The 24,016-nt window shown below is 61.1% G+C and carries 16 protein-coding genes; 8 read left to right on the top strand and 8 right to left on the bottom strand.

Features of this window, described 5'->3' with window-relative positions; all coding sequences use genetic code 11:
- Positions 1-6: 6 nt before the first annotated feature.
- The 7 genes from ACQKP4_RS04025 to ACQKP4_RS03995 form a co-directional block, all read right to left on the bottom strand.
- Positions 7-627 carry a response regulator gene (locus tag ACQKP4_RS04025; RefSeq protein ID WP_427630636.1) on the bottom strand — a complete coding sequence of 207 codons (621 nt, stop codon included), beginning with the start codon at positions 625-627 and terminating at the stop codon, positions 7-9.
- 141 nt (positions 628-768) lie between these two features.
- Entirely contained in the window at positions 769-1,203 is a 435-nt protein-coding gene (locus ACQKP4_RS04020) for a response regulator (RefSeq protein WP_427630634.1), read from the bottom strand.
- 122 nt (positions 1,204-1,325) lie between these two features.
- A complete protein-coding gene (locus ACQKP4_RS04015; RefSeq protein ID WP_427630632.1) occupies positions 1,326-2,528 on the bottom strand; it encodes an EAL domain-containing response regulator in 1,203 nt (400 codons plus the stop codon).
- Entirely contained in the window at positions 2,525-2,920 is a 396-nt protein-coding gene (locus ACQKP4_RS04010) for a hypothetical protein (RefSeq protein ID WP_427630630.1), read from the bottom strand. The genes ACQKP4_RS04015 and ACQKP4_RS04010 overlap by 4 nt, the downstream gene beginning before the upstream one ends.
- Before the next feature lie 139 nt (positions 2,921-3,059).
- Positions 3,060-5,762, bottom strand: a complete 2,703-nt coding sequence (gene mgtA, locus ACQKP4_RS04005; protein WP_427630628.1) for a magnesium-translocating P-type ATPase — start codon at positions 5,760-5,762, stop codon at positions 3,060-3,062.
- 499 nt (positions 5,763-6,261) lie between these two features.
- A complete protein-coding gene (locus tag ACQKP4_RS04000; protein WP_427630626.1) occupies positions 6,262-7,599 on the bottom strand; it encodes a lysine N(6)-hydroxylase/L-ornithine N(5)-oxygenase family protein in 1,338 nt (445 codons plus the stop codon).
- 132 nt (positions 7,600-7,731) lie between these two features.
- Entirely contained in the window at positions 7,732-8,214 is a 483-nt protein-coding gene (locus tag ACQKP4_RS03995; protein WP_427630624.1) for a sigma-70 family RNA polymerase sigma factor, read from the bottom strand.
- A gap of 342 nt (positions 8,215-8,556) precedes the next feature.
- Here ACQKP4_RS03995 and ACQKP4_RS03990 point away from each other — a divergent pair, with 342 nt between their 5' ends.
- Genes ACQKP4_RS03990 through ACQKP4_RS03980 form a run of 3 tightly spaced genes read left to right on the top strand, consistent with a single transcriptional unit; the run spans position 8,557 to position 13,105 of the window.
- The gene (locus tag ACQKP4_RS03990) at positions 8,557-9,729 is read left to right on the top strand and encodes an efflux RND transporter periplasmic adaptor subunit (protein ID WP_427630623.1); all 1,173 of its coding nucleotides are present in this window, start codon (positions 8,557-8,559) and stop codon (positions 9,727-9,729) included.
- Positions 9,730-11,703 carry a MacB family efflux pump subunit gene (locus ACQKP4_RS03985; RefSeq protein ID WP_427630622.1) on the top strand — a complete coding sequence of 658 codons (1,974 nt, stop codon included), beginning with the start codon at positions 9,730-9,732 and terminating at the stop codon, positions 11,701-11,703.
- A gap of 7 nt (positions 11,704-11,710) precedes the next feature.
- Positions 11,711-13,105 carry an efflux transporter outer membrane subunit gene (locus ACQKP4_RS03980; RefSeq protein ID WP_427630620.1) on the top strand — a complete coding sequence of 465 codons (1,395 nt, stop codon included), beginning with the start codon at positions 11,711-11,713 and terminating at the stop codon, positions 13,103-13,105.
- Between the two features lie 131 nt (positions 13,106-13,236).
- Here ACQKP4_RS03980 and ACQKP4_RS03975 read toward each other — a convergent pair whose 3' ends face one another.
- Complete coding sequence (locus ACQKP4_RS03975; RefSeq protein WP_427630618.1) at positions 13,237-14,865, bottom strand: PvdJ/PvdD/PvdP-like protein; 1,629 nt, start codon at positions 14,863-14,865, stop codon at positions 13,237-13,239.
- 241 nt (positions 14,866-15,106) lie between these two features.
- On the opposite strand from ACQKP4_RS03975, the gene pvdM reads away from it, so the two are divergent.
- The 5 genes from pvdM (at position 15,107) to ACQKP4_RS03950 (ending at position 23,751) form a co-directional block, all read left to right on the top strand.
- On the top strand, positions 15,107-16,456 hold the full coding sequence (gene pvdM, locus ACQKP4_RS03970) for a pyoverdine-tailoring dipeptidase-like protein PvdM (protein WP_427630616.1): 1,350 nt from the start codon (positions 15,107-15,109) through the stop codon (positions 16,454-16,456).
- A gap of 31 nt (positions 16,457-16,487) precedes the next feature.
- A complete protein-coding gene (locus ACQKP4_RS03965; protein WP_427630614.1) occupies positions 16,488-17,768 on the top strand; it encodes an aminotransferase class V-fold PLP-dependent enzyme in 1,281 nt (426 codons plus the stop codon).
- 204 nt (positions 17,769-17,972) lie between these two features.
- Positions 17,973-18,851, top strand: coding sequence for a formylglycine-generating enzyme family protein (locus ACQKP4_RS03960; protein ID WP_427630612.1), 879 nt, complete (start codon positions 17,973-17,975; stop codon positions 18,849-18,851).
- 235 nt (positions 18,852-19,086) lie between these two features.
- Positions 19,087-20,736 (top strand): cyclic peptide export ABC transporter, encoded by a 1,650-nt coding sequence (locus tag ACQKP4_RS03955; protein WP_427630610.1) that lies wholly within the window; start codon positions 19,087-19,089, stop codon positions 20,734-20,736.
- Positions 20,737-21,273: 537 nt separating this feature from the next.
- A complete protein-coding gene (locus ACQKP4_RS03950) occupies positions 21,274-23,751 on the top strand; it encodes a TonB-dependent siderophore receptor (protein WP_427630608.1) in 2,478 nt (825 codons plus the stop codon).
- Positions 23,752-24,016: the final 265 nt, after the last annotated feature.

Raw genomic sequence — 24,016 nt, 5'->3', positions numbered from 1 at the left:
GGGCACTCAAATCAGATGATTGCGTATGGCGAAATCCCTCAGGTGCACCGCCGCATTGACCCCGAGTTTTTCGATCAGACGGGTCTTGTAGGTGCTGACCGTCTTGTGGCTCAGGTGCATGACTTCGGCAATCGCCTTGTTGGCAAGGCCTCGGGCCAGGTACTGCAGGATCGTCAGTTCGCGGTTGGAGAGGTTGTCGATCATCTGTTTTTCCGTGTGCTGCAGCGTATCCATTGAGCCGCACGCCAGATGCGCAAAATAGGTGTAGCCGGCCGTCAACGCGTTTACCGCCTTGTGCAGCTGGCTCAGGCTGTTGGTTTTCGAGACATAGCCCAATGCCCCGGCACGCATGCAGCGCTCTTGAAAAAACAGCGGGTCGAGGGAGGTGAACACCAGCACCGCACATGACCCGCCATCGGCTCTGACCCGCTCCAGCAAATCCAGTCCGTTACCACCGGGCATGACCAGATCCAGAATCATCAGGTCCACCGCATGGTCACGTTGTATGGACAACGCCTCGCCTACGCTGGACGCCTCATGGATGGGTTTGAAGCCTTCCTGTTCCAGTACAAGTTTGACTGCGGCGCGGATCACCGGATGATCGTCCACAATCAGCACTGACTTCATGGCTACTTCCTGTGCAAAGACTCGACGATGACCCGCGGATACCCGCGGGACAGATGCAACGGCTGCGTTAAGACTCTTTCATGAGGAAAAGGAACAATCTACCTGTCAGAAATGACAGTTCAGACGAACGGTAGGCCTGTATCAGCCGGCTTTGCGCTGATAGTGCCCCCGCGGCCATGGTTGAACATGCTCGGCCAGGGTCGGATCAACCTTCATCATCAGTTGCTCGATACAGGCCATTTCCGGCAGCAAGGTGTGGCTGACCCTGACCTTGCGATTGTCGATCATCGGCGTCGAAGGCAACTGCGCCGCTTGACCGTCGTAGATCAGCGCGTGATGCACCTGCGGGTTGTGCAGAAAAAACCCGCGCAGGTCCAGCGCTCCGACAGCCATTGACGCGTTGACAATGACCAGATCAAACGGCGCGCATCCGTATTCAACCAGGGTCAACAACTCGCCAAGATTTTGTACCGGCGCCACGCGGTAATAACCGAGTTGATTGAACAGGCGCTCGATTTTCATGCGCTGAAAATGCTGCTCGTCGGCGATCAGGATTCGTAAGGATTTGTTCGGCACCGTAACCTCCCAGGCATAGCGGTTTTTTTTGATGCGCGGAGGCTACGGGAGACGCGCAGATGTTTCTGTAGGACTTTTCCTAAAAATCAGCCATCGCCCTGCGATCGGCGTAAGCCCTGCGGTCAAGCCTGGGTTTCACTGCGTTGGCGCAACCAGCGCAACAAATCCTCGCCGCTCATTGGTCGCGCGAACCAGTAGCCCTGCCCTTGTGTACAGCCGAGTGCCAGCAATTGCTGACGTTGCGCTTCGGTTTCGATGCCTTCGATCACCACCGACATGCCCAACGTTTCTCCCAGTGCCAGCGTGCTGCCGATCACCGCCCGGCAACGCGGGTCGTCTTCAAGGCTGCGGACAAATTCGCCATCGAGCTTGATCTCGTTGAACGGCAACTGGCAAAGGCGCTGCAATGATGAAAACCCGGCGCCGAAGTCGTCGATGGACAACCGGCAACCCATCATTCGCAGGCGAACCAGATTTTCGAGGCTGGTGACGGGCGCTTCCAGAAGTCCGCTTTCAGTGAGTTCGAACGTGACACCGGGGCCTGACGCCGAGTAGGCATTCAGCAGTCCCCGAACGCTGGCCGGCAGCCCACTGTTGGCGAGTTGCGCCGCTTGCAGGTTGAACGCCATGTTCAATCGAAACCCCTCGCGTCCGGCGAGTTGCTGCATGTGCAACGCCTGATCCATTTGTGAGAACAGCAACTCATCCATCAGCTCCAGGCGCTCCAGCACCGGCATAAACCCGGCGGGTGGCAGCACGCCTTTAAACGGGTGCAACCAGCGACTGAGCACTTCCACGCCACAGACTTCGCCGGTTTGCAGATTGAACTTGGGCTGATACCACGCCTGAATCTGCTCTTCGATCAATCCACGGCGTACCTCGTCTACGCGAGCCAATGGTGATCCGGCAAGCTGACTGCGCTCGACAGGCGGTGCCGCCAGGTGCTTGTTCAACAGCGCCCGCACCGCTTCGCCGGACACAGGCTTGCCGACATCCCCCAATAACGTCAGGCCGAGCAGGCCCACCAATTGATGCACGGCACGCCGCAGATCGGCCGACAACGCGCTGCAGATGATGATTGACTTCACCTGCTTCGAAACAGCGACCTTCTGCAAAAACGTCAGGCCGTCCATGCCTTCCATCTGCAAATCACAGAGTGCGATATCCACCGGGCCGACGGCGTCGAGCACCGCGAGCGCTGCTGCGCCATCGCTGGCGGCGAACACTTCATCGCAGCCCAGGTTGCGCAGGAGCGTGACCGCCACCGAGCGTTGGAAGGCGTGATCTTCGAGGACCAGGACACGAAGCGGCAAACCGGGCGTCATGAGTAAATCCTCTGCCTGGCGGACCAGCCGTCGAGACCTTGCAAAAAATCGCTGATCGACTGCTGATCCGCCGTGCGTACCAGGCTCAAGTTCCGTTGCCCGTGCGAATACAGGACTTCCGGTTGTTGCTGGCCCCGACGGGCGTCATGGATCAGGCCGTGACGCACTTGGGAATTGCTGACGAAAAACCGATACGGGTCGGCCCCCGCGCTCGCCAGCATTTCGCCGTTGATGATCAACAGATCGAAATGCTCGAAGGGCTCGCAGGAATAGTGAGTCAGGCTCAGCAATTCACGGAAAGACAGCACCGATGCAATCGCGTGATAACCCAACGCTCGCAGGGACCTTTCAATGGTTACGCACTGAAACTTGTTTTTGTCGGCTATCAGCATTCGCTGGCATTTGTAAGACATGGCTTCGACAGTGGCATTGAGAATTCGGAGCGCGAGGCGCCTGTTTCAATCACGCTATCCGAAACATTCATGCAGCTATCTAGGACATGTCTTAAAGATCACTGCTGCAGTCAAGGCATCATTGCCACCCGAACCGGCGGATGTAAAAGCCCTTCACTGCCTGGGTCAGGCCCATGTACGCCAACAAAATCACCGGCAAAAACACAAAGTACAGCGACGGCAACGCCTGCAATTTGAAGTAATGCGCCAGCGGTCCCATCGGCAGGAAAATCCCCACGGCCATGATGATCCCGGTCATTACCATCAGCGGCATCGCCGCGCGGCTTTGCAGGAACGGGATTTTCGGGGTGCGAATCATGTGCACGATCAGCGTCTGGGTCAGCAGCCCGACCACGAACCAGCCGGACTGGAACAGGGTCTGGTGGTCCGGGGTATTGGCGTCGAACACGTACCACATCAGCGCAAACGTAGCGATGTCGAAGATCGAGCTGATCGGGCCGAAGAACAGCATGAAGCGCCCGACATCCGCTGGTTGCCAGCGTTGCGGCTTGGCGAGCATTTCTTCATCGACGTTATCGAACGGAATGGCGATCTGCGAGATGTCGTACAGCAGGTTTTGCACCAGCAGGTGCATTGGCAGCATCGGCAGGAACGGAATGAACGCGCTAGCCACCAGCACCGAGAACACGTTGCCGAAGTTCGAGCTGGCGGTCATTTTGATGTACTTGAGCATGTTGGCGAAGGTCCGGCGCCCTTCCAGCACGCCCTCCTCCAGCACCATCAGGCTTTTTTCCAGAAGGATGATGTCGGCCGCTTCCTTGGCGATGTCGACGGCGCTGTCCACCGAAATACCGATGTCGGCGGTGCGCAGCGCCGGGGCGTCGTTGATGCCGTCGCCCATGAACCCGACCACATGGCCGTTGGCTTTGAGCAGCCGCACGATGCGCTCCTTGTGCGACGGTGTCAGTTTGGCGAAGACGTTGGTGGTCTCCACCGCCACCGCCAATTGCGCATCGCTCATGCGTTCGATGTCGTTGCCCATCAGCAGGCCTTGCTGCTCCAGACCGACCTCGCGGCAGATCTTGGCGGTCACCAGTTCGTTGTCGCCCGTCAGCACTTTCACCGCCACGCCATGAGCGGCCAGGGCCTTGAGGGCCGGCGCGGTGCTTTCCTTGGGCGGATCGAGAAACGCCACGTAGCCGATCAGCGTCAGTTCCTGTTCATCCGCCAGGCTGTAGGCATCGCGGCCTTCGATCATCGGCCGTGCAGCCACCGCCACCACCCGCAGACCTTCGGCGTTGAATGCGGCCGTGACCTGGCGAATGCGCGCCAGCAGGTCATCGGTCAGCGCTTCGTCGACGACGCCGTGACGCACCCGGGTGCAGACCGCCAGCACTTCTTCCACCGCCCCTTTGCAGATCAGCAGATGTGCGTGTTCGCGCTCGGCGACCACCACCGACATGCGCCGGCGGGTGAAGTCGAACGGGATCTCGTCGACCTTGCGAAACGCCGTGCCGACCTTCAGTTCACGGTGGATTTCGACGTGTTCGAGCACCGCCACGTCCAGCAGGTTTTTCAGGCCGGTCTGGTAGTAGCTGTTGAGGTAAGCCATTTCCAGCACGTCGTCGGAGTCGTTGCCCCAGACATCGACGTTGCGCGCCAGAAAGATTTTGTCCTGGGTCAGGGTTCCGGTCTTGTCAGTGCACAGCACATCCATGGCGCCGAAGTTCTGGATCGCGTCGAGGCGTTTGACGATGACTTTCTTGCGCGACAGAAACACCGCGCCCTTGGCCAGGGTCGAGGTGACAATCATCGGCAGCATTTCCGGGGTCAGGCCCACGGCGATCGACAGCGCGAACAGCAGCGCCTCAGTCCAGTCGCCCTTGGTGAAACCGTTGATGAACAGCACCAGCGGCGCCATGACGAACATGAAACGGATCAACAGCCAGCTGACTTTGTTGACGCCGGTCTGGAACGAGGTGGGCGCACGATCGGTGGCGCCGACTCGCTGGGCCAGCGCACCGAAATAGGTGTTATTGCCGGTGGTGAGGATCACCGCCATCGCCGTGCCGGACACCACGTTGGTGCCCATGAACAGAATGTTGTCGAGGTCCAGCGGGTTGCTGGTGTCGCGGTCTTGCTGGCGGGGGAATTTTTCCACCGGCATCGATTCGCCGGTCATCGCCGCCTGGCTGACGAACAGGTCTTTGGCGCTGAGCACCCGGCAATCGGCGGGGATCATGTCACCGGCCGACAGCACGATCAGGTCGCCTGGAACCAGTTGTTTGATCGGCAATTCGATGCGATTTTCAGCCCGGCGCAACACCGTGGCGGTGTTGCTCACCATCGCCTTGAGCGCGTCGGCCGCCTGGTTGGATTTGGTTTCCTGCCAGAACCGCAGCAACGTCGAGAGCACCACCATGGAGAAAATCACCGTGGCGGCTTTCAGGTCCTCGGTCAGCCAGGAGATGACCGCGAGCAAGGTCAGCAGCAGGTTGAACGGGTTTTTGTAGCAGTGCCACAGGTGAATCCACCACGGCAGCGGCTGCTCGTGCTCGACTTCGTTGAGGCCGAATTGCTCGCGCAAAACGTCGGCTTCCGGTTCGCTCAAGCCGTCAGTGTGCGTGCCGAGTTTTTCCAGCAATTGACCGGTGTCGCTGTTGGCCGCGGCCACCAGCGTTTGCGCCAGCGTCGGCGGCACTTCACGGCTGACGGTGGTGTCGGTGAAATTTTCCAGCAACGCCAGTCGGCGAAAGTGCCGGCCGATATGGCGGGTGCGCAGGAATCCGGCGAAGAATTCCTTTAGCAAAGTCAGGTTCATGGCATTTCCCCCAGGGTCAGCCGGGAAACCGTCGAGCAGGCGTGTCGGTGCGCCGCGATGACGACAACAAGTCGAACATCACGCACGGTTCAGCGTCGATGAGAGGGACATCGGGACACGGGCCAGGACTGGCCGCGATCGGGATGCCGCTGCTCGCTATCAGGCGAGACAACGGCACAAAAAAATGCGCGTTATCTTGCCGGGAAGGTGCCGGTTACTGGAACCGGCCGACTACTGTCACTCGAACAAGTACCCACTGTGGGTCTCCGCTATTGATGAAAACGCGCGAAGCTTACGCCGCGATTTGTGGAGAGTAAACGAAGGAACGGTGGGTGGAGGGGGAATCGCGGGGATCTTCAGGAAGGGTTCAGCTTTCAGGTTTTGCAGTGTTCTTTCAGGCCCCTTCGCGGGCAAGCCCGCTCCCACATGGGCCGGTGAACACAGGTCCATTGTGGGAGCGGGCTTGCTCGCGAAGGGGGCCTCACAGTTGCTAAAAATCTCAGCTGGCCGTCGCCAGCAACAAATCCACCATCGAGCGGCTGTGCCCGCGGTTCTTGCCGTGCTCATACAGCGACCCGGCAATTTCATCGGCGCGGATCGGCAGGATCGACAGCAGCGTGTCGCTCAAGCCATGGCTCGCCTGGCAGAAGCCCTGCATATAAATGCCGGCGTTGCAGCGCTCGTCAGTGATCAGTTTGTAGTTGCGGTCGACCTCGAAGTCTCCGAGGTACTGCTCCAGCGGCGCCAGCAGTTTGCGGTGCATCTGACGCTCGTAACCGGTGGCCAGTACCACCGCGTCGTAATGGCGAACCGTGACTTCGCCGGTCGCGTTGTTACGCACCGCCAGTTCAATGCCACGCTCGGTGGCGGTGGCTTTCTCGATGGTGGTCAGGGTGCGGAACGCGTGGCGCGCGATGCCTGAGACTTTCTGACGATAGAAGATGCCGTAGATGCGTTCGATCAGGTCGATGTCCACCACCGAATAGTTGGTGTTGTGGTACTCGTTGACCAGACGCTCGCGCTCGCTGTGCGCCTGCTGGAACACCAGGTCGGTGAACTCCGGCGAGAACACTTCGTTGACGAACGGGCTGTCATCCGCCGGTTTCAGCGCGGAGCCGCGCAGGATCATGTCGACCTGTACCGACGGGAAGCTGTCGTTCAAATCGATGAAGGCTTCCGCCGCGCTCTGCCCGCCGCCGATGATCGCGATGCTCATCGGCTGATTGTCCACGCACGGTTGCTTGGCCATTTGCGCCAGGTACTGCGAGTGATGGAACACCCGACCGTCACCCTTGAGCGCCTTGAATGCCTCGGGAATGCGCGGCGTGCCGCCGGCACTCACCACCACCGAACGGGTGGTGCGCACGTGCTGCTGCCCCTGGGTATCGCGCGAAATCACGCGCAGCGCTTCGACCTGCTGGTTGTGCAACACCGGCTCGATGGTCAGCACTTCTTCGCCATAACGGCTTTGTGCGTCGAACTGGCCGGCGACCCAGCGCAGGTAGTCGTTGTATTCCATGCGGCACGGATAGAAGGTGCCCAGGTTGATGAAGTCCACCAGGCGACCGTGGTGTTTCAGGTAGTTGACGAACGAATACGGGCTGGTCGGGTTGCGCAGGGTCACCAGGTCCTTGAGGAAGGAAATTTGCAATTCGCTCTGGGTCACCAGGGTGTTGCCGTGCCAGCGGTAGTCCGCCTGCTTGTCGAGAAACAGAACATCCAGCTCGCCCTGGTTCGGCCCGCGCTCTTGCAGGGCGATGGCCAGTGCCAGGTTCGAAGGGCCGAAACCGACGCCGATCAGGTCGTGAACGATGGGCGATGCAATTGCCTGTGTCATTTCCAGTGTCCTCTGGATGAACCCCCGAGCAACGGGGAATAAACCTAAGTGACCTGACCGCCTCGGAGCAGGACAGCAGGTCGTCTGTTGATTAGGAACGAGGACAGTGAAAAAAAATTTAATCGCAAGGGATCAATGGGCGTCCCACTGCCGCATCCGCACGCGGCAATGTTTCATGGCATTGACGATGTGCTTCTCCACCAGCGCGCGGGAAATACCGAGGGTTTCGGCGATTTCCGGATGAGACAGGCCATCGATCTTGCGCAGCAGAAAACTTTCGCGGCACAGGCGTGGCAGTTCCGCCAGGGCACGCTGGAGCATGTCCAGGCGCTGGCCGTGGTCGAGGCAATGATGGGGGGATGGCGTGAAGTAGCGTTCTTCGTTGTCGAGCACGTCCAGCGACTCGACCTGACGCAAGGCATTGCGCCGATGATCGTCGATCACCAGGTTGAGCGCGGTGCGATAGAGGAATGCCCGGGGCTGCTCGATCGGCGTGTCACTGGAACGCTCCAGTACCCGCAGATAAGCGTCATGCACCACATCTTCGGCCACCTGACGGTTGCCTAGCTTGGCGTTCAGGAAACACACCAGCTCGCGGTAGTAGTTTTCCAACATGACTCCCGGCCGCACACGGTGCGGTTTCTATCCTTGAGCCACTTCGGCGACCGCACGGATGGGCAGTGGCAAGATGGTGGCAGTTCGAGCCGCGTAATTTATAGTAATTCTCATATAGATTTAAAGGGCTGGTTTGACTTACCCGATAAATAGTCATGATCACGCCACTGCAAAACCGTTGTTACAGGTGTTACGCCATATTTCTGCACCTAAATTCCCCGCTGTATTCATCGTTAACATGACAGCTCCCCGTGTCTGTCGGCTTACCGGCAGCGTTCGGCTGTCGCCGGTTTTTGTGCGCAGGCTGAACGACGGGCCGATTTCCATTGGCCGGAACCCTGCATGAAACGTCCCCGACAGACCCGACGCGCCCTGCTTGTAGCACTGTGTCTGATCCCCGTTATCGCCGTCGCCGCCTGGCAAATCATCCCGCCCGGCCGGGACAAATTCGCCACCGTGCAAGTCAGTCGTGGCGACATCGAAAGCAGCGTCACCGCGCTGGGCACCCTGCAACCTCGGCGCTATGTCGACGTCGGCGCGCAAGCGTCGGGGCAGATCCACAAGATCCATGTCGAGGTTGGCGACGTGGTCAAGGAAGGCCAGTTGCTGGTGGAGATCGACCCGTCCACCCAGCAGGCCAAACTCGACGCCGGGCGTTTCTCCATCGAAAACCTCAAGGCGCAGCTGCAGGAACAACGCGCGTTGCACGAGCTGGCCCGGCAGAAATTCCAGCGCCAGCAGAATCTCAAGGCCGGCGGCGCCACCCGTGAGGAAGACGTGCAAACCGCCCAAGCCGAATTGCGCGCCACCCAGGCCCGCATCGACATGTTCCAGGCGCAGATCCGCCAGGCCGAAGCCAGCCTGCGCAGCGATCAGGCCGAACTCGGTTACACGCGGATTTACGCGCCGATGTCCGGCACCGTGGTCGCCCTCGACGCTCGGGAAGGCCAGACCCTGAATGCCCAGCAGCAGACGCCGCTGATTTTGCGCATCGCCAAGCTGTCGCCGATGACGGTGTGGGCCGAAGTCTCGGAAGCCGACATCGGCCACGTCAAACCCGGCATGACCGCGTGGTTCACCACCCTCAGCGGGGGCAATCGGCGCTGGAGCAGCACCGTGCGCCAGATTCTGCCCGTACCGCCCAAACCACTGGACCAGACCAGCCAGGGCGGTGGCAGCCCGGCCAGTTCAAGCAAAAGCGGCAGCGCGCGCGTGGTGCTCTACACCGTGTTGCTCGACGTGGATAACGCCGACAACGCACTCATGGCGGAAATGACCACCCAGGTGTTCTTCGTTTCAGACCAGGCAAAAGACGTTTTGACGGCGCCCATCGCGGCCTTGCAGGGCGGCACCCAACCCAACCTGCAGACCGCGCAGGTCGTCGCCGCAAACGGCAGCATCCAGCAACGCGACGTCCGCACCGGCATCAGCGACCGGCTGCGGGTGCAGATCCTCGACGGTTTGCAGGAAGGCGATCACCTCTTGATCGGCCCGGCCGACGGGAGTGGCGGCTGAATGCGCACGCCCCTGATCGAGCTGCAGGAGATCCGCAAAGCCTACGGCGGCGGCGATTCCCCGGAAGTTCACGTGTTGCGCGGCATCGACCTGTCGATCCACGCCGGGGAGTTCGTGGCGATTGTCGGCGCGTCCGGCTCCGGCAAGTCGACGCTGATGAACATCCTCGGGTGCCTCGACCGGCCGACTTCGGGCGAATACCGCTTCGCCGGCGAAAACGTCGCCGGACTCGACAGCGATGAATTGGCCTGGCTGCGCCGCGAAGCGTTTGGCTTCGTGTTCCAGGGCTATCACCTGATTCCGTCCGGCTCGGCCCAGGAAAACGTCGAGATGCCGGCGATCTACGCCGGCACCCCGGCCGCCGAACGCCACGCCCGCGCCGCCGCCCTGCTCGACCGTCTCGGCCTGGCCTCGCGCACCGGCAACCGCCCGCATCAACTGTCCGGCGGCCAGCAACAACGGGTGTCCATTGCCCGCGCATTGATGAACGGCGGCCACATCATCCTCGCCGACGAACCCACCGGCGCCCTCGACAGCCACAGTGGCGCCGAGGTGATGAACCTGCTCGACGAACTGGCGGGCCAGGGTCATGTGGTGATCCTCATTACCCACGACCGTGAAGTCGCGGCCCGGGCCAAGCGAATCATCGAAATTCGTGACGGGCTGATCATCAGCGACAGCGCCCACGACAACCCCGACGCGCAGACTTCGACCAACCCCGGCGCACTGCAAGCGGTGGATTTGCGCAAGCGCCTGAGCGAAGGCGCCGAAGCCACTGGCGCCTGGAAAGGCGAACTGGTCGACGCCGTGCAAGCGGCCTGGCGGGTGATGTGGATCAACCGCTTTCGCACCGCGCTGACACTGCTCGGCATCATCATCGGCGTGGCGTCGGTGGTGGTGATGCTCGCGGTCGGCGAAGGCAGCAAGCGCCAGGTCATGGCGCAAATGGGGGCCTTCGGCTCGAACATCATTTACCTCAGTGGCTCGGCGCCCAACCCGCGAACGCCGCTGGGCATCATTACCCTGGACGATGTCGCGGCCGTCGGTGGCCTGCCGCAAGTGATGCGCATCATGCCGGTCAACGGCCAGGAAGCGGGGGTGCGCTTCGGCAACCTCGACCACTTGAGCTACGTCGGCGGCAATGACACGAACTTCCCGGCGATCTTCAATTGGCCGGTGGTGCAAGGCAGTTATTTCACCCAGGAAGATGAACGCAACGCGGCAGCGGTCGCGGTGATCGGCCACAAGGTGCGGACCAAACTGCTCAAGGACGTCGCCAACCCGATCGGCCAGTACATCCTGATCGAGAACGTGCCCTTCCAGGTGGTCGGGGTGCTCGCCGAAAAAGGCGCCAGCTCCGGCGACTCCGACAGCGACGATCGCATCGCCATTCCCTACTCCGCCGCCAGCGTCCGGCTGTTCGGCACCTACAACCCCGAATACGTGGCCATTGCGGCGGCTGATGCACGCAAGGTCAAGGAAACGGAAATCGCCATCGAACAACTGATGCTGCGCCTGCACAACGGCAAGAAGGATTTCGAACTGACCAACAACGCCGCGATGATTCAGGCTGAAGCGCGCACGCAAAACACCCTGTCGCTGATGCTAGGTTCGATTGCCGCGATTTCGCTGCTGGTGGGCGGGATCGGTGTGATGAACATCATGCTGATGACCGTGCGCGAACGTACCCGCGAGATCGGCATCCGCATGGCCACCGGCGCCCGGCAACGCGACATCCTGCGGCAATTCCTGACCGAGGCGGTGATGCTCTCGGTGGTCGGCGGCCTCGCCGGGATCGCCCTGGCGCTGATCGTCGGCGGCGTGCTGATCCTCAGCGAAGTGGCGGTCGCGTTCTCCCTGATAGCGGTGCTCGGCGCCTTCGGCTGCGCCCTGGTTACCGGTGTTGTCTTCGGCTTCATGCCGGCCCGCAAAGCTGCCCGGCTCGACCCGGTCACGGCCCTTACCAGTGAATGAGTTCTTGATGAAGCCGTCCCTCAGTCTGTTGACCCTGTGCCTGTTGCTCGGCGCCTGCGGCACTCCCGCCGAGCGCCCGGACAGCGGCATCGTGCCGCCCTCCTCCTGGCAATCGCCCCACACCGATAACGCCACGCGCAACAACCGGCAATGGTGGACGCAATTCGGCAGCCCGCAGCTGGATCAACTGATCCAACAGGCGCGCTCCGGCAGTTTCGATCTGGCCGCCGCCATGGCGCGCGTGCGTCAGGCGCAAGCCGAAACGGTGGTGGCCGGCGGTTCGCTGCTGCCCGAGGTGCAGGCCGGTTTGAATGCCAATCGGCAAAAACTGCTGCGCGGTAGCGGTTACAGCCAGCTCGATGCCGACAGCAGCAATAAAGCCGTGGATTACTTCGACGCCAACCTCAGCGCCAGTTACGAAATCGATTTCTGGGGCGGTCAACGCGCGACTCGCGACAGCGCGCAGTTCGGGTTGAAGGCCAGCGAGTTCGACCAGGCGACAGTAGAGCTGACGCTGCTCAGCGGCGTCGCCAGCGGCTACGCGCAAACCTTGTCGTTGCGTGAACAAAGCCGCATCGCCGCGCTGAACCTGACCAACGCGCAGAACGTGTTGCAACTGGTGCAGACACGGTTTGACGCCGGCTCCGCCACCGCGCTGGAACTGGCGCAGCAGAAGAGCCTGGTGGCGGCACAACAACGGCAATTGCCGCTGGTGCAGCAACAGGCCCAGGACGCGCTGATCAGCCTGGCCACCCTGCTTGGCCAGCCTGTTCAGCAATTGACGTTGGCTCAGGAGCGCTTCGATCAACTGTCATGGCCGACCATAGGCGCCGGCCTGCCCAGCGACTTGCTCAGCCGCCGCCCGGACATCGCCCGCGCCGAAGCGCAATTGTCTGCCGCGCAGGCCGATGTCACCGTCGCCCGCGCCGCCATGCTGCCCACCGTCACCTTGAGTGCGGAGCTGGGCTCGGGCGCGGATCGGGCGGCGGACCTGCTGCGCAGTCCGTTCTATAACCTCACCGCCGGGTTGCTCGCCCCGGTGTTCAACAATGGCCGCCTGGGGGCCGAGCGCGACAAGGCCACGGCGCGGCAGGAAGAATTGCTGGAAATCTATCGCGGGGCAATCATCAACGGCTTCGCCGACGTGGAAAAAGCGCTGAACAGCATTCGTGGGCTGGATGAGCAGCGCCAATGGCAAGGCGAGGAATTGAACCAGGCGCAGACCGCGTTCTCCATCGCGCAAAGCCGTTATCAGGCCGGCGCGGAAGATTTGCTGACGGTACTGGAAACCCAACGCACGCTGTACGCGGCGCAGGATCTGAATGTGCAACTGAGGTTGGCGCGGTTGCAGGCGAGCATTGCGCTGTACAAGGCGCTCGGCGGTGGGTGGCAGGTTCTGTAGATTTTTGCTGACTGAAAAGACGCCTTCGCCGGATCGCCGCCCGCTCCCACAGTTGACCGAGTTGTTTGGATAAACTCGGTCAACTGTGGGAGCGGGCTTGCTCGCGAAGAACGATAACGCGGTGCGCCTGCTTAACTCTCAATCGGCTTGGCCTTCAGATGCCGCGCATACCACGGCCGCTGCGGCACTTTGCGGAACAGGTCCGCCAGCTTCTTCTCGTCATCGCCAAAGGTAATGCGCAACGCCAGCTTCATGGTTTCCGGGTCCATCTCCACCGACTTGCCCGCCTGCAACCCCGGCGTCGTGCTGCAACCATGGGTGCTCGGCCCGAGCCACGGGTCCGCCACTTCCACCCATCGCCCCGGCGCAAACCACGCCACGCCATTGACCTCCAGCCGGCTGACCTCACCTGGATGAAAGCGCTCGTGCGCGCGAAACCAGTCTTCCAGGCGATCATCGATCCAGCCATGAAAATGCCAGAACACCGGGTGCACATGAGAAGAAAACGGGTCGCCAAGGAAGTCGTTTTCCGGCGCATACCAGCGCGCGGAAAAATCCGCCGGATCCCGGGCGAACGGCACCGGCTGACCATTGGAGGGATCGCGCGGCACCGAGGCCCAGCGCATGTGCAACCAGTCGTGCAGGCCCAGTTCGACTTCGGAGCCGAACTGGCCCAAGGTCAACTTCGACAGATAACGCGGGTCGCGATAGCGCGACTCCCAGACCTGAAAGTTGCTGTGGTAGGTCTCGGCGGTCTTGATGTCACTGACCCATTGCGAATACTCGGCATCGTCGTCGGCCAGCCAGGTCGGCGGCAGCGCGGTGCCGTCATGGTTGTCGCAATACTGGGCGAAGCCGATGCGATCGCGGGCCAGTTCCGGCTGGGGCAACGGAAAGTGCTGCCACGACGGCAAGTCCTGCATCGACCGCGCCGTGCCGAGCATGTGCCGATGCATGAAGAAAAAGTCCACGCCCGAGCCGTTGCGATCCTTGCGCGCACCACGGGCATCACGCTCCTGATCGCGCGGGCCGGGCTGCCAGCCAATGCCGCGCAACGCATTGCGCTTGTCTTCGGACAAGGTGTGCCACTTGTCCCGCGAGGCATGCCAGAGCTGGTGAAACAGCCGATGTTCAGCGGAAACCAGCCACGCCAGCAGCGGCGCATTAAGCCCGACGCGCTCGCGGGCTTCGGGGAACACCCGTTTGACGGCGATAAAACGATTGTCTTGCGCGGTCAGCATCAACGGCCGATCGAGGTTCAGCACCCGACCGCTGAGCGTGCCGCTGCCGGCATTGCCGAACCCGGCCCAGACTTCGTCCAGCGCCATGTTGAATTCATAGTCGGGGGTGCCGTTGGCCGCGTTGGCGCTGATCAGCCGCCAACTCAGCGCCGCCGGTTTGGCCCCGGCCAGATCGCCCAGCACCTGATAACGCGGCGCCTCGCTCGAGCGCAAACGCTCGGCGGTGTCGAGGAATCCGATCACGCCGCGCCCTTTATGGCCGATGTCGAGAAACACTTCCAGCCCGTCCCGTGGCAGCCCTTCAATGCCGGCATCAGGCCCCTCGAAACGAATCTGCCAGACGCCACGCAAGGTGTTCGCCAACTGCTGGCCGGCGGTATCCGCCACATCGAATGAGGCTTCGCCGGGGGTGATCGTCGGATCCGGTTTCGTCCATTCGCGATGCCCATAAAAAGCCGCAGGCACGGCGGCGCCGGTCAGCGCCAGGCCTGCCATGAACCATCGTCGAGAAATCGTCATTGCCCTACCTGTGTCAGCCATGAAGCAGGCTTTATCCAAGCTAGAACGTTTGTCTCTTCGGAAAATTTAAAAGCATTCGCGAGCAAGCCAGCTCCCACATTGGATCTTCAGTGCTTGCAATATCCCTGTGGGCTTGCTTGAGAACAGGCCGGCAGCCTTGCCTAAATTATCGGTTCAGCCACTCGTTCATCCCAGATAGCAAAGCCCCCACCCCGGGGCAACGAACCTGACTGAGATGAACATGAAAAAAACACGTTCAAAAAAGGCGCTGTACCTCGGCTTGCCGCTGGCGCTCGCGATCAGCGCCGGTGCGGGCTTCATGGCCTGGGATTACTGGTTCAAGGACAATCCCGGCTATCCCGTCAGCGTCATGAAACAGGCCGGGGAACTGCAAGAGCGCATCCTCTCCTTCGACAGCCACGTCACCGTGCCGCTGGACTTCGGCACCGCCGGCAATGAAGCCGACAAGGACGGTGGCGGGCAATTCGACCTGGTCAAGACCGGGCGCGGGCGTTTGTCCGGCGCCGCCCTGACCATCTTCGCCTGGCCGGAAATCTGGAACGGACCGAATGCCCCGCACCGCCCTACCGAAGGGTTTATCGATGAGGCCCGGTTCGAGCAGGAAACCCGCTACAAAATCATCAGTGCCATGGTTCGCGACTTTCCCAATCAGGTAGCCATCGCCTACACCCCGGACGATTTCCGCCGCCTGCACGGCGAAGGCAAGTTCGCGGTGTTCCTGAGCATGCTCAATGCCTACCCGCTGGGTAACGACATCAACGCCCTGGACAAGTGGGCCGCGCGCGGCATGCGCATGTTCGGCTTCAGCTACGTGGGCAACAACGCCTGGGCCGACTCGTCGCGGCCGCTGCCATTTTTCAATGATTCGCGCGATGCCCTTGGTGGTCTGTCGCCGATCGGCAAACAAGCGGTGCATCGCCTCAACGACCTCGGCGTGATCATCGATGTGTCGCAAATGTCGACCAAGGCCCTGGAGCAAGTCGCGCAACTGAGCCGCACGCCGATGGTCGCCTCGCACTCGGCACCGCGCGCGCTGGTGGACATCCCGCGCAACCTCAGCGACCACGAAATGCAACTGATCAAAAACAGCGGCGGCGTGGTGCAGATCGTGGGCTTCCCGACCTACATCCGCCCCCTGAGCAAAACCACTCAGGACAAACTCAATGCCCTGCGCGCGCGCTTCGACCTGCAACCGCTGCAAGGCCTGGAGATGGCGCTGATGCCCGGCGACCCGGTGATCACCGTCTGGTCCGAACAACGTTTCGGCGAGTACGCCAGCCAGCTCTACGCGATTGTCGACGAAGAACCGAAAGCCACGCTCAAGGACTACGGCGACGCGATTGATTACGCGGTGAAGAAAATCGGCATCGACCACGTCGGCATCAGTTCCGACTTCAACGACGGTGGCGGCCTCGATGGCTGGAAGGATGTCAGTGAAGCCCGCAATGTCACCGCCGAACTGATCAGTCGCGGCTACAGCGAAGCCGACATCGCCAAGCTCTGGGGCGGCAATTTCCTGCGGGTCTGGGACCAGGTGCAGCAATCATCCAAACCTGTCGCCAAGAACTGAACGCCACCCTTTGCAGAAGCGAATTGAGCTCATGACCAACCGCCGTTCATTCCTCAAGCAGGCCGGGATTCTTGCCGCCGGACTGCCCCTGAGCAGCGCCGTGACCCTGCCGGCGCTGGCCGGCAATCCCCCGCCGTTGCCCAAGGACAAATGGGCGCAACTGCGCCAGTTGTTCGATCAGGATCCGGACTATTTGCATTTCGCCAACTTTCTGGTGACCTCCCACCCGCGACCGGTGCGCGAGGCCATCGAACGGCATCGCGCCAACCTCGACCGCAATCCGGGCCGGGCAATGGATTGGGACTTGGGCGAAACGGAAAAACGCGAACAGGCCGTGCGGGTCTGGGCCGGCCGTTACCTCAAGGCGAGCCCGGAGCAAATCGCCCTCACCGGCAGCACCACCGAAGGCCTGTCGCTGATCTACGGCGGCATTCATGTGCGCCCGGATCAGGAAATCCTCACCAGCGAGCACGAACACTACGCCACCAACTATGCCCTCGGTTATCGCCAGCAAAAGGACGGGGTCAAGGTGCGCAAGCTCAAGCTGTTCGAGAACAGCCGCGAGATTTCCGTCGACGAAGTGCTCACCTCGATCCGCAACGGCATCCGTCCCGAAACCCGGGTGCTGGGCATGACGTGGGTGCAATCGGGCAGTGGCGTGAAGCTGCCGATTGGCGAGATCGGCAAACTGGTGGAAGAACAGAACCGCAACCGCGACGAAAAGGATCGCATCCTGTACGTGGTCGATGGCGTGCACGGCTTCGGCGTCGAGAACCTCGACTTCCCCGACATGCACTGCGACTTCTTTATCGCCGGCACCCACAAATGGATGTTCGGCCCGCGCGGCACCGGGATCATTTGCGCCCGCTCCGCCGAGCTGAAAGACGTCACGCCGACGATTCCGACCTTCTCCGAAGCCACGACCTTCTCGACCATCATGACCCCCGGCGGCTATCACAGCTTCGAGCATCGCTGGGCGCTGGATGAGGCGTTCAAACTGCATCTGGAGTTGGGCAAGGCCGAGGTTCAGTCGCGCATTCATGCGCTGAACACCTATGCGAAAAACCGTTTGCTGGAGCATCCGCAAATCGAGCTGGTCACCCCGCAAAGCCCGCAATTGTCCGCCGGTTTCAGCTTCTTCCGGATCAAGGACCGTGACTGCGAAAAAGTGGCCACGCAATTGATGGAAAATCGTGTGGTTTGCGACTCGGTGGAGCGCGACGTCGGCCCGGTGATCCGCATTGCCCCCGGCCTGCTCAACACGGAAAACCAGATCGACCGTTTCATGGCGCTGCTGAACAAAACCGCCTGACACCATGAAACAAACCCCTGTGGGAGGGAGCTTTTGTGGCGAGGGGGCTTGCCCCCGTTGGGTGGCACAGCCGCCCCAGCAGTTATTCAGAAACACCGTGCCAGCAGGTTTTGCGACTGCTGCGCAGCCGAACGGGGGCAAGCCCCCTCGCCACAGAAGCCCATCACCACAGTGCCCCCGTTTTCTTTTAAATCGAGACGACAGATGAACCGAGATCTATTAACCGTCCCCCTCAAGGCTCTCGCCCTGACCGCCCTCCTCGCCGGCCTGACGCCAACCGCCGCCCAGGCAGCCACCGCGCCGCCACCGGGCAAGGTATTCAAGGACTGCCGCGACTGCCCGGAAATGGTGGTGCTGCCAGCAGGCACCTTCACCATGGGCACGCCCGACGATGAAGTCGGCCGCGAGCCCGATGAAGGTCCGATGCACGACGTGACCTTCGCCAAGCCGTTCGCCATGAGTCGTTTCCAGATCACCGCCGGTGAATGGGACAGTTACGTGCGCGAGAGCGGCGTGGTCATCGCCAATGGCGATACCCGGCCAGGACGCGAATGTGTCGCCAGCAAACCGCGTTACCCGCAAACCCCGCGTCAGCCAGCGGTGTGCATGAACTTCGACGACGTCAAAAACTACGTGGTCTGGCTGTCAAAAAAAACCGGCCAGAAATACCACATGGTCAGCGAGGCTCAACGTGAATACGCCGCGCGCGGCGGCAGCAAAGGCCCGTTCCCCTTCCCGTTCGATGAAGGCAAGGAATACAGCATCGCCAAGCACGCCAACACCTATGGCCCGGCGGACGGTTACAGCTACAGCTCGCCGGTGGGCAGCTACCCGCCGAATGCTTTCGGCATGTACGACATGCATGGCAACGTTTACGAATGGGTCGAAGACTGCGAACACCCCGACTACGTCGGCGCCCCCACCGATGGCAGCGCGTGGGTCGAACCCAACTGCGAAGCGGTGCGCATTCGCGGCAACGACTGGGGCGAAGCGCCGGTGTTCTCCCGCTCGGGCAACCGCAACAGCCAGTACCCGCAAGAACGCGGCGACTGGATGGGGTTCCGCGTCGTGCGTGATCTCTAAACCCTAACAACTCCCCTGTGGGAGCGAGCTTGCTCGCGATAGCGGACTGACAGTCAACATTTACATCGACTGGAAGACCGCCATCGCGAGCAAGCTCGCTCCCACAGGGTTTGTGTTGTGTCAGTAATATTTGCCATCGCCCTGCCGCCCCGCCGCCAGTCGGGGGTCGCTAAATTAAGCCCTCGACCAGACGTTCTACTGGGTATCTGCTTTTATACCCAAGGAACTGTCTTCCATGACCCAGCCTCCCCGTGGCGCCATCGGCGAGTTGTTCGCCCTGTTGAAACCCTTTCGGCTCATCGTCGCCGCGTCCATTTTCCTGGGCATGGTCGGTGGCCTGAGCGTCACGGTATTGCTGGCGACCATCAACAACGCCCTGCATTCGGACGCCGGCCTGACCCAAGGCGTCGTCGCGCTGTTCGCCGGCCTGTGCCTGTTGGCGCTGCTGAGTTCGATCTGCTCGGACATCGGCACCAACTACGTCGGCCAGCACATCATCGCCAAATTGCGTAAACAACTGGGCGAGAAAGTCCTGTCGGCCCCCATCGAACAGATCGAACGCTACCGCAGCCACCGGCTGATCCCGGTGCTGACCCACGACGTCGACACCATCAGCGACTTCGCCTTCGCCTTCGCCCCGCTGGCGATCTCCGTGACCGTCACCCTCGGCTGCATGGGCTACCTGGCGATTCTGTCGTGGCCGATGTTCCTGATCATGGTCGCCGCGATCCTGATCGGCACTGCAATCCAGGCTTACGCCCAGAGCAAAGGTGTGCAGGGTTTCATGGCCGCCCGTGACGCTGAAGACGAATTGCAAAAGCACTACAACGCGATTGCCGAAGGCGCCAAGGAGCTGCGTATTCACCGCCCGCGCCGCCAGCGCATGTTCGTGTCGGGCATCAAGGCCACCGCTGAATTCATCTGCAATACCCAAGTGCGGTCGATCAATACGTTCGTGATCGCCAAGACGTTCGGCTCGATGCTGTTCTTCGTGGTGATCGGCCTGGCGCTGGCGCTGCAGACGTTCTGGCCGAGCGCCGACAAAACCGTGATGAGCGGCTTCGTGCTGGTGCTGCTGTACATGAAAGGCCCGCTGGAACATCTGATCAGCACCTTGCCGATTGTCAGCCGCGCCCAGATTGCTTTCCGGCGGATCGCCGAACTCTCCGAGCAGTTTTCCACCCCCGAACCCCACTTGCTGCTGAGCGATCAGGGCCACGTCAAACAGGCCGTACACGAACTGAAACTGGCCGATGTGCGTTTCGCCTTCCCGGCGGCCGAAGGTGCTGCGCCGTTCCAGCTCGGGCCGGTCAACCTGACGATCAAGCACGGCGACATTACGTTTATCGTCGGCGAAAACGGTTGCGGCAAGACCACGCTGATCAAACTGCTGCTGGGCCTGTACACGCCGCAACAGGGTGAGATCCGTGTCAACGGCGAAGCTATCGACGCACAGAATCGCGACGACTACCGTCAATTGTTCACCACGATTTTTGCTGACTATTACCTGTTCGATGACGTGGTCCAGGGCGACACGCACATTCCCGAAGATGCCAACAAATACCTGCAACGGCTGGAGATCGCGCACAAAGTCAGCGTCAAGGACGGCAACTTCACCACCACCGACCTCTCCACCGGCCAGCGCAAGCGCCTGGCGCTGGTCAATGCCTGGCTCGAAGAACGCCCGGTGCTGGTGTTCGATGAATGGGCGGCCGACCAGGACCCGACCTTCCGCCGAATCTTCTACACCGAGCTGCTGCCGGACCTGAAGCGCCTGGGCAAGACCATCATCGTGATTTCGCACGACGACCGTTATTTCGACGTCGCCGACCAACTGGTGCGCATGGAGAGCGGCCGGGTTGTCACCGAACTGGCGCCGGCCTGATTACCAGTGGCGGGGTTGATATCTGTGGCAAGGGAAGCTTTTGTGGTGATTGGACTGAGTGGCAAGGGAAGCCTTTGTGGTGATTGGACTGAGTGGCAAGGGAAGCTTTTGTGGCGAGGGGGCTTGCCCCCGTTGGGTCGCGCAGCGGCCCCCTCTTCATCCAACAACAGGGGGACTGCTGCGCAGTCCAACGGGGGCAAGCCCCCTCGCCACAAAAGCCCCTTCATCACAAAAGCCCCATCACCACAAGCCTCATCACAAAGCCCCATCACCACAAGCCCCATCACAAAGCCCCATCACCACAAGCCCACTCATCACAAAGCCCCATTACCACAAGCCCACTCACCACAATGCGCCATCACCACAAGCCCAATTACCACAAGCGCCCGCGCCACAGGTTCGCAACAAACCGGCTCATTTCATCGTGGTGAAATTTATTTCTCAGGTTTCTTTCCGGTTTTTGCTTCGCGCCGCGTCTAATAATCATTCTTATTAACAAAAACACTACACGACACTTTTCAGGAGCTCAGGTAAGTAATGCGACCTCAACCACGCCGCACACCTCTCGCGCTGGCCGTACAGCGCCCGACTTTGCATCGCACCCTGTTCACCAGCGTACTGCTGACCGCCACCTTGCTGGGGAGCTCGATGGCCAATGCTGCACCTGTAAAAGTGAATATCGCCGTTCAGCCGCTTTCCAACGCGCTGACCGAGCTGGGCATGCAGACCAACCTGCAGATCCTGTACAGCCCGGACCAGGTCGCGGGCATCAAGTCCCGTGCGGTGTCCGGTTCCCTGGAACCGTCCGACGCCCTGAAGGCGCTGCTGCAAGGCACCGGCATTTCGTTCCAGATCAACGGCAACAGCGTGACCCTGGTCTCCGGCGGCGGTTCGGGCCTGCAACTGGGCGCGACCACCATTTCCGGCCAGGCCCTGGGCCTGGTCACTGAAGACACCGATTCCTACACCACAGGCGCTACCACTACCGCGACCAAGCTGCCGCTGACCATCCGCGAAACGCCGCAATCGGTGACCGTGGTGACCCGCCAGCAAATGGACGATCGCGGCGTGCAAAGCGTCGGCGATGCCTTGCGCAACACGCCCGGCGTCACCGTGCAGAAGTACGACAGTGACCGCACCGAGTTTTCCGCCCGTGGCTTTGCCATCACCAACTTCCAGTACGACGGCGTCAACATTCCTTACGACGGTGTTTACGGCGAAAACCCGAACAACAGCGACGACGCTGCCAGCCTGGACCACATTGAAGTGATCAAGGGCGCTACCGGCCTGATGACCGGCGCCGGCGACCCGTCTGCCACGGTCAACCTGATCCGCAAGAAACCGACCAAGGACTTCAAGGCTTCGGTCAGCGCCAGCGCAGGTTCCTGGGACAACTACCGCACCGAAGGCGATATCTCCGGTTCGCTGACCGACTCCGGCAACGTGCGCGGTCGCTTCGTCGGTGCCTACCAGGACAAAGATTCGTACATCGACCATTACAGCCAGAAGAAAGACCTGTTCTACGGCGTCCTCGAAGCCGACCTGACCGACGACACGCTGCTGACCCTGGGCGTCGACAAGTCCAGCGCCACCCCGCGCGGCAGCTCCTGGACCGGTAACGCGCCGTACTTCACCAATGGCAACCGCACCGACTTCCCGCGTAGTTTCAACCCGGGCGCAGACTGGAGCCGTCGCGATTTCGACAGCGTCACCTACTTCTCGTCCCTGGAGCAGGCCCTGGCCAATGACTGGAAATTCAAGGCCAGCTTCGATCAGAAAACCACCGATCACGATACCCGCCTGGCTTCCGCCAGCGGTGGTTCGGCCGATCAAGCGACCGGCGAAGGCAACTTCCTGTACTGGGGTCGCTGGGAAGGTCACCGCGTACAGAACACCGCCGACGTCAACGTCTCCGGCCCGTTCTCCCTGGGCGGTCGCGAACATGAACTGGTCGCCGGCTTCATGGCGTCCCACTCGCGCCAGACCGGTGCGACGTACGACACCAGCGCCTTCGAACTGGTCCCGGGCAGCATCTATGACTGGAACGGCAACCTGCCGAAACAGGACTTCCCGAAAAACGGCAAATACGAGCGCACCCAGAGCCAGAACGGCCTGTACCTGGCCACTCGCCTGCGTCCGACCGACGAACTGTCGTTCATCCTCGGCAGCCGTCTGAGCACCTTCAAGTACAACGAAGATTATTCCTACTACCCGGGCGCCGCCCTCAGCGACACGCACGCCAGTTACAAGGAACATGGCGTCGTCACGCCTTACGCCGGTGTGGTCTATGACCTCAACGATACGTACTCGCTGTACGCCAGCTACACCAAGATCTACCAGCCGCAAATCTACAAGGACCTGACCGGGTCGACCCTTAAACCGGTTGAAGGCGACAGCTACGAAACCGGCATCAAGGCGGCTTATTTCGAAGGCAAACTGAACGCCAGCTTCGCCTTGTTCGAGATCAAGCAGGACAACGTCGCGCAATATGTCACCACCGACGTCGGCACCGGGCAGGACATTTACGAAGCCATCTCCGGCGCCACCACCAAAGGTGTGGAAATGGAACTGGCCGGCGAGCTGGCTGAAGGCTGGAACGTATCGGCCGGCTACACCTACGCCCGTACCCGCGACAAGGACGAGCAACGGATCTACGGTTTCCCGCTGGCCTCCAGCAAACCTGAGCACGTGATCCGCACGTTCACCACCTACCGCCTGCCGGGCGCGCTGGACCAGTTCACCGTCGGTGGCGGCATCAGCTGGCAGAGCGCGTTCTACGGCCAGAGCTTCAGCCCGGACCTGGGTAACGGTGAAGGCGGCAGCACCCTGCTCAAACAAGGTGGCTATACCCTCGTGGACCTGATGACCCGCTTCCAATACGACGAGCACCTGAGCTTCACCGCCAATGCCAACAACGTCTTCGACAAGAAGTACATGTCGGGCCTGGGCAACTTCGGCACCACGTTCTACGGCGAGCCACGCAACCTGCAACTCACCGCGAAGTATGATTTCTGATTCATTGAGCTGAACTGAAAATGCCCGCCTCTCTCGAAGCGGGCATTTTTTTTGGAATGGATTTTTGTGGTGAATGTAAGGCCGTCTTCGCGAGCAAGCCCGCTCCCACAGTGGATCTCGGTCACGCACAAAATATTGTGTTCACCAAAGATCCACTGTGGGAGCGGGCTTGCTCGCGAAGGCTATAGTCGCCTCACCTGAAACTCCCGATTCAGGCACAAAAAAAACCGCCAACCTGATTCAGGATTGGCAGTTTTCTCACCTC

This window comes from Pseudomonas sp. NPDC086278 (genome assembly GCF_050280905.1).
GTDB lineage: Bacteria > Pseudomonadota > Gammaproteobacteria > Pseudomonadales > Pseudomonadaceae > Aquipseudomonas.
Note: the sequence above shows the minus strand (reverse complement) of the source record. Positions and strands in the feature narration are given on the sequence as shown.

What these genes read in the sequence shown, in the direction of transcription:
- ACQKP4_RS04025 (WP_427630636.1), bottom strand. Translation starts at nt 627, where the DNA reads ATGAAGTCAGTGCTGATTGTGGACGATCATCCGGTGATCCGCGCCGCA.
- ACQKP4_RS04015 (WP_427630632.1), bottom strand. Translation starts at nt 2,528, where the DNA reads ATGACGCCCGGTTTGCCGCTTCGTGTCCTGGTCCTCGAAGATCACGCC.
- ACQKP4_RS04010 (WP_427630630.1), bottom strand. Translation starts at nt 2,920, where the DNA reads ATGCTGATAGCCGACAAAAACAAGTTTCAGTGCGTAACCATTGAAAGG.
- mgtA (WP_427630628.1), bottom strand. Translation starts at nt 5,762, where the DNA reads ATGAACCTGACTTTGCTAAAGGAATTCTTCGCCGGATTCCTGCGCACC.
- ACQKP4_RS04000 (WP_427630626.1), bottom strand. Translation starts at nt 7,599, where the DNA reads ATGACACAGGCAATTGCATCGCCCATCGTTCACGACCTGATCGGCGTC.
- ACQKP4_RS03995 (WP_427630624.1), bottom strand. Translation starts at nt 8,214, where the DNA reads ATGTTGGAAAACTACTACCGCGAGCTGGTGTGTTTCCTGAACGCCAAG.
- ACQKP4_RS03990 (WP_427630623.1), top strand. Translation starts at nt 8,557, where the DNA reads ATGAAACGTCCCCGACAGACCCGACGCGCCCTGCTTGTAGCACTGTGT.
- ACQKP4_RS03985 (WP_427630622.1), top strand. Translation starts at nt 9,730, where the DNA reads ATGCGCACGCCCCTGATCGAGCTGCAGGAGATCCGCAAAGCCTACGGC.
- ACQKP4_RS03980 (WP_427630620.1), top strand. Translation starts at nt 11,711, where the DNA reads ATGAAGCCGTCCCTCAGTCTGTTGACCCTGTGCCTGTTGCTCGGCGCC.
- ACQKP4_RS03975 (WP_427630618.1), bottom strand. Translation starts at nt 14,865, where the DNA reads ATGACGATTTCTCGACGATGGTTCATGGCAGGCCTGGCGCTGACCGGC.
- pvdM (WP_427630616.1), top strand. Translation starts at nt 15,107, where the DNA reads ATGAAAAAAACACGTTCAAAAAAGGCGCTGTACCTCGGCTTGCCGCTG.
- ACQKP4_RS03965 (WP_427630614.1), top strand. Translation starts at nt 16,488, where the DNA reads ATGACCAACCGCCGTTCATTCCTCAAGCAGGCCGGGATTCTTGCCGCC.
- ACQKP4_RS03960 (WP_427630612.1), top strand. Translation starts at nt 17,973, where the DNA reads ATGAACCGAGATCTATTAACCGTCCCCCTCAAGGCTCTCGCCCTGACC.
- ACQKP4_RS03955 (WP_427630610.1), top strand. Translation starts at nt 19,087, where the DNA reads ATGACCCAGCCTCCCCGTGGCGCCATCGGCGAGTTGTTCGCCCTGTTG.
- ACQKP4_RS03950 (WP_427630608.1), top strand. Translation starts at nt 21,274, where the DNA reads ATGCGACCTCAACCACGCCGCACACCTCTCGCGCTGGCCGTACAGCGC.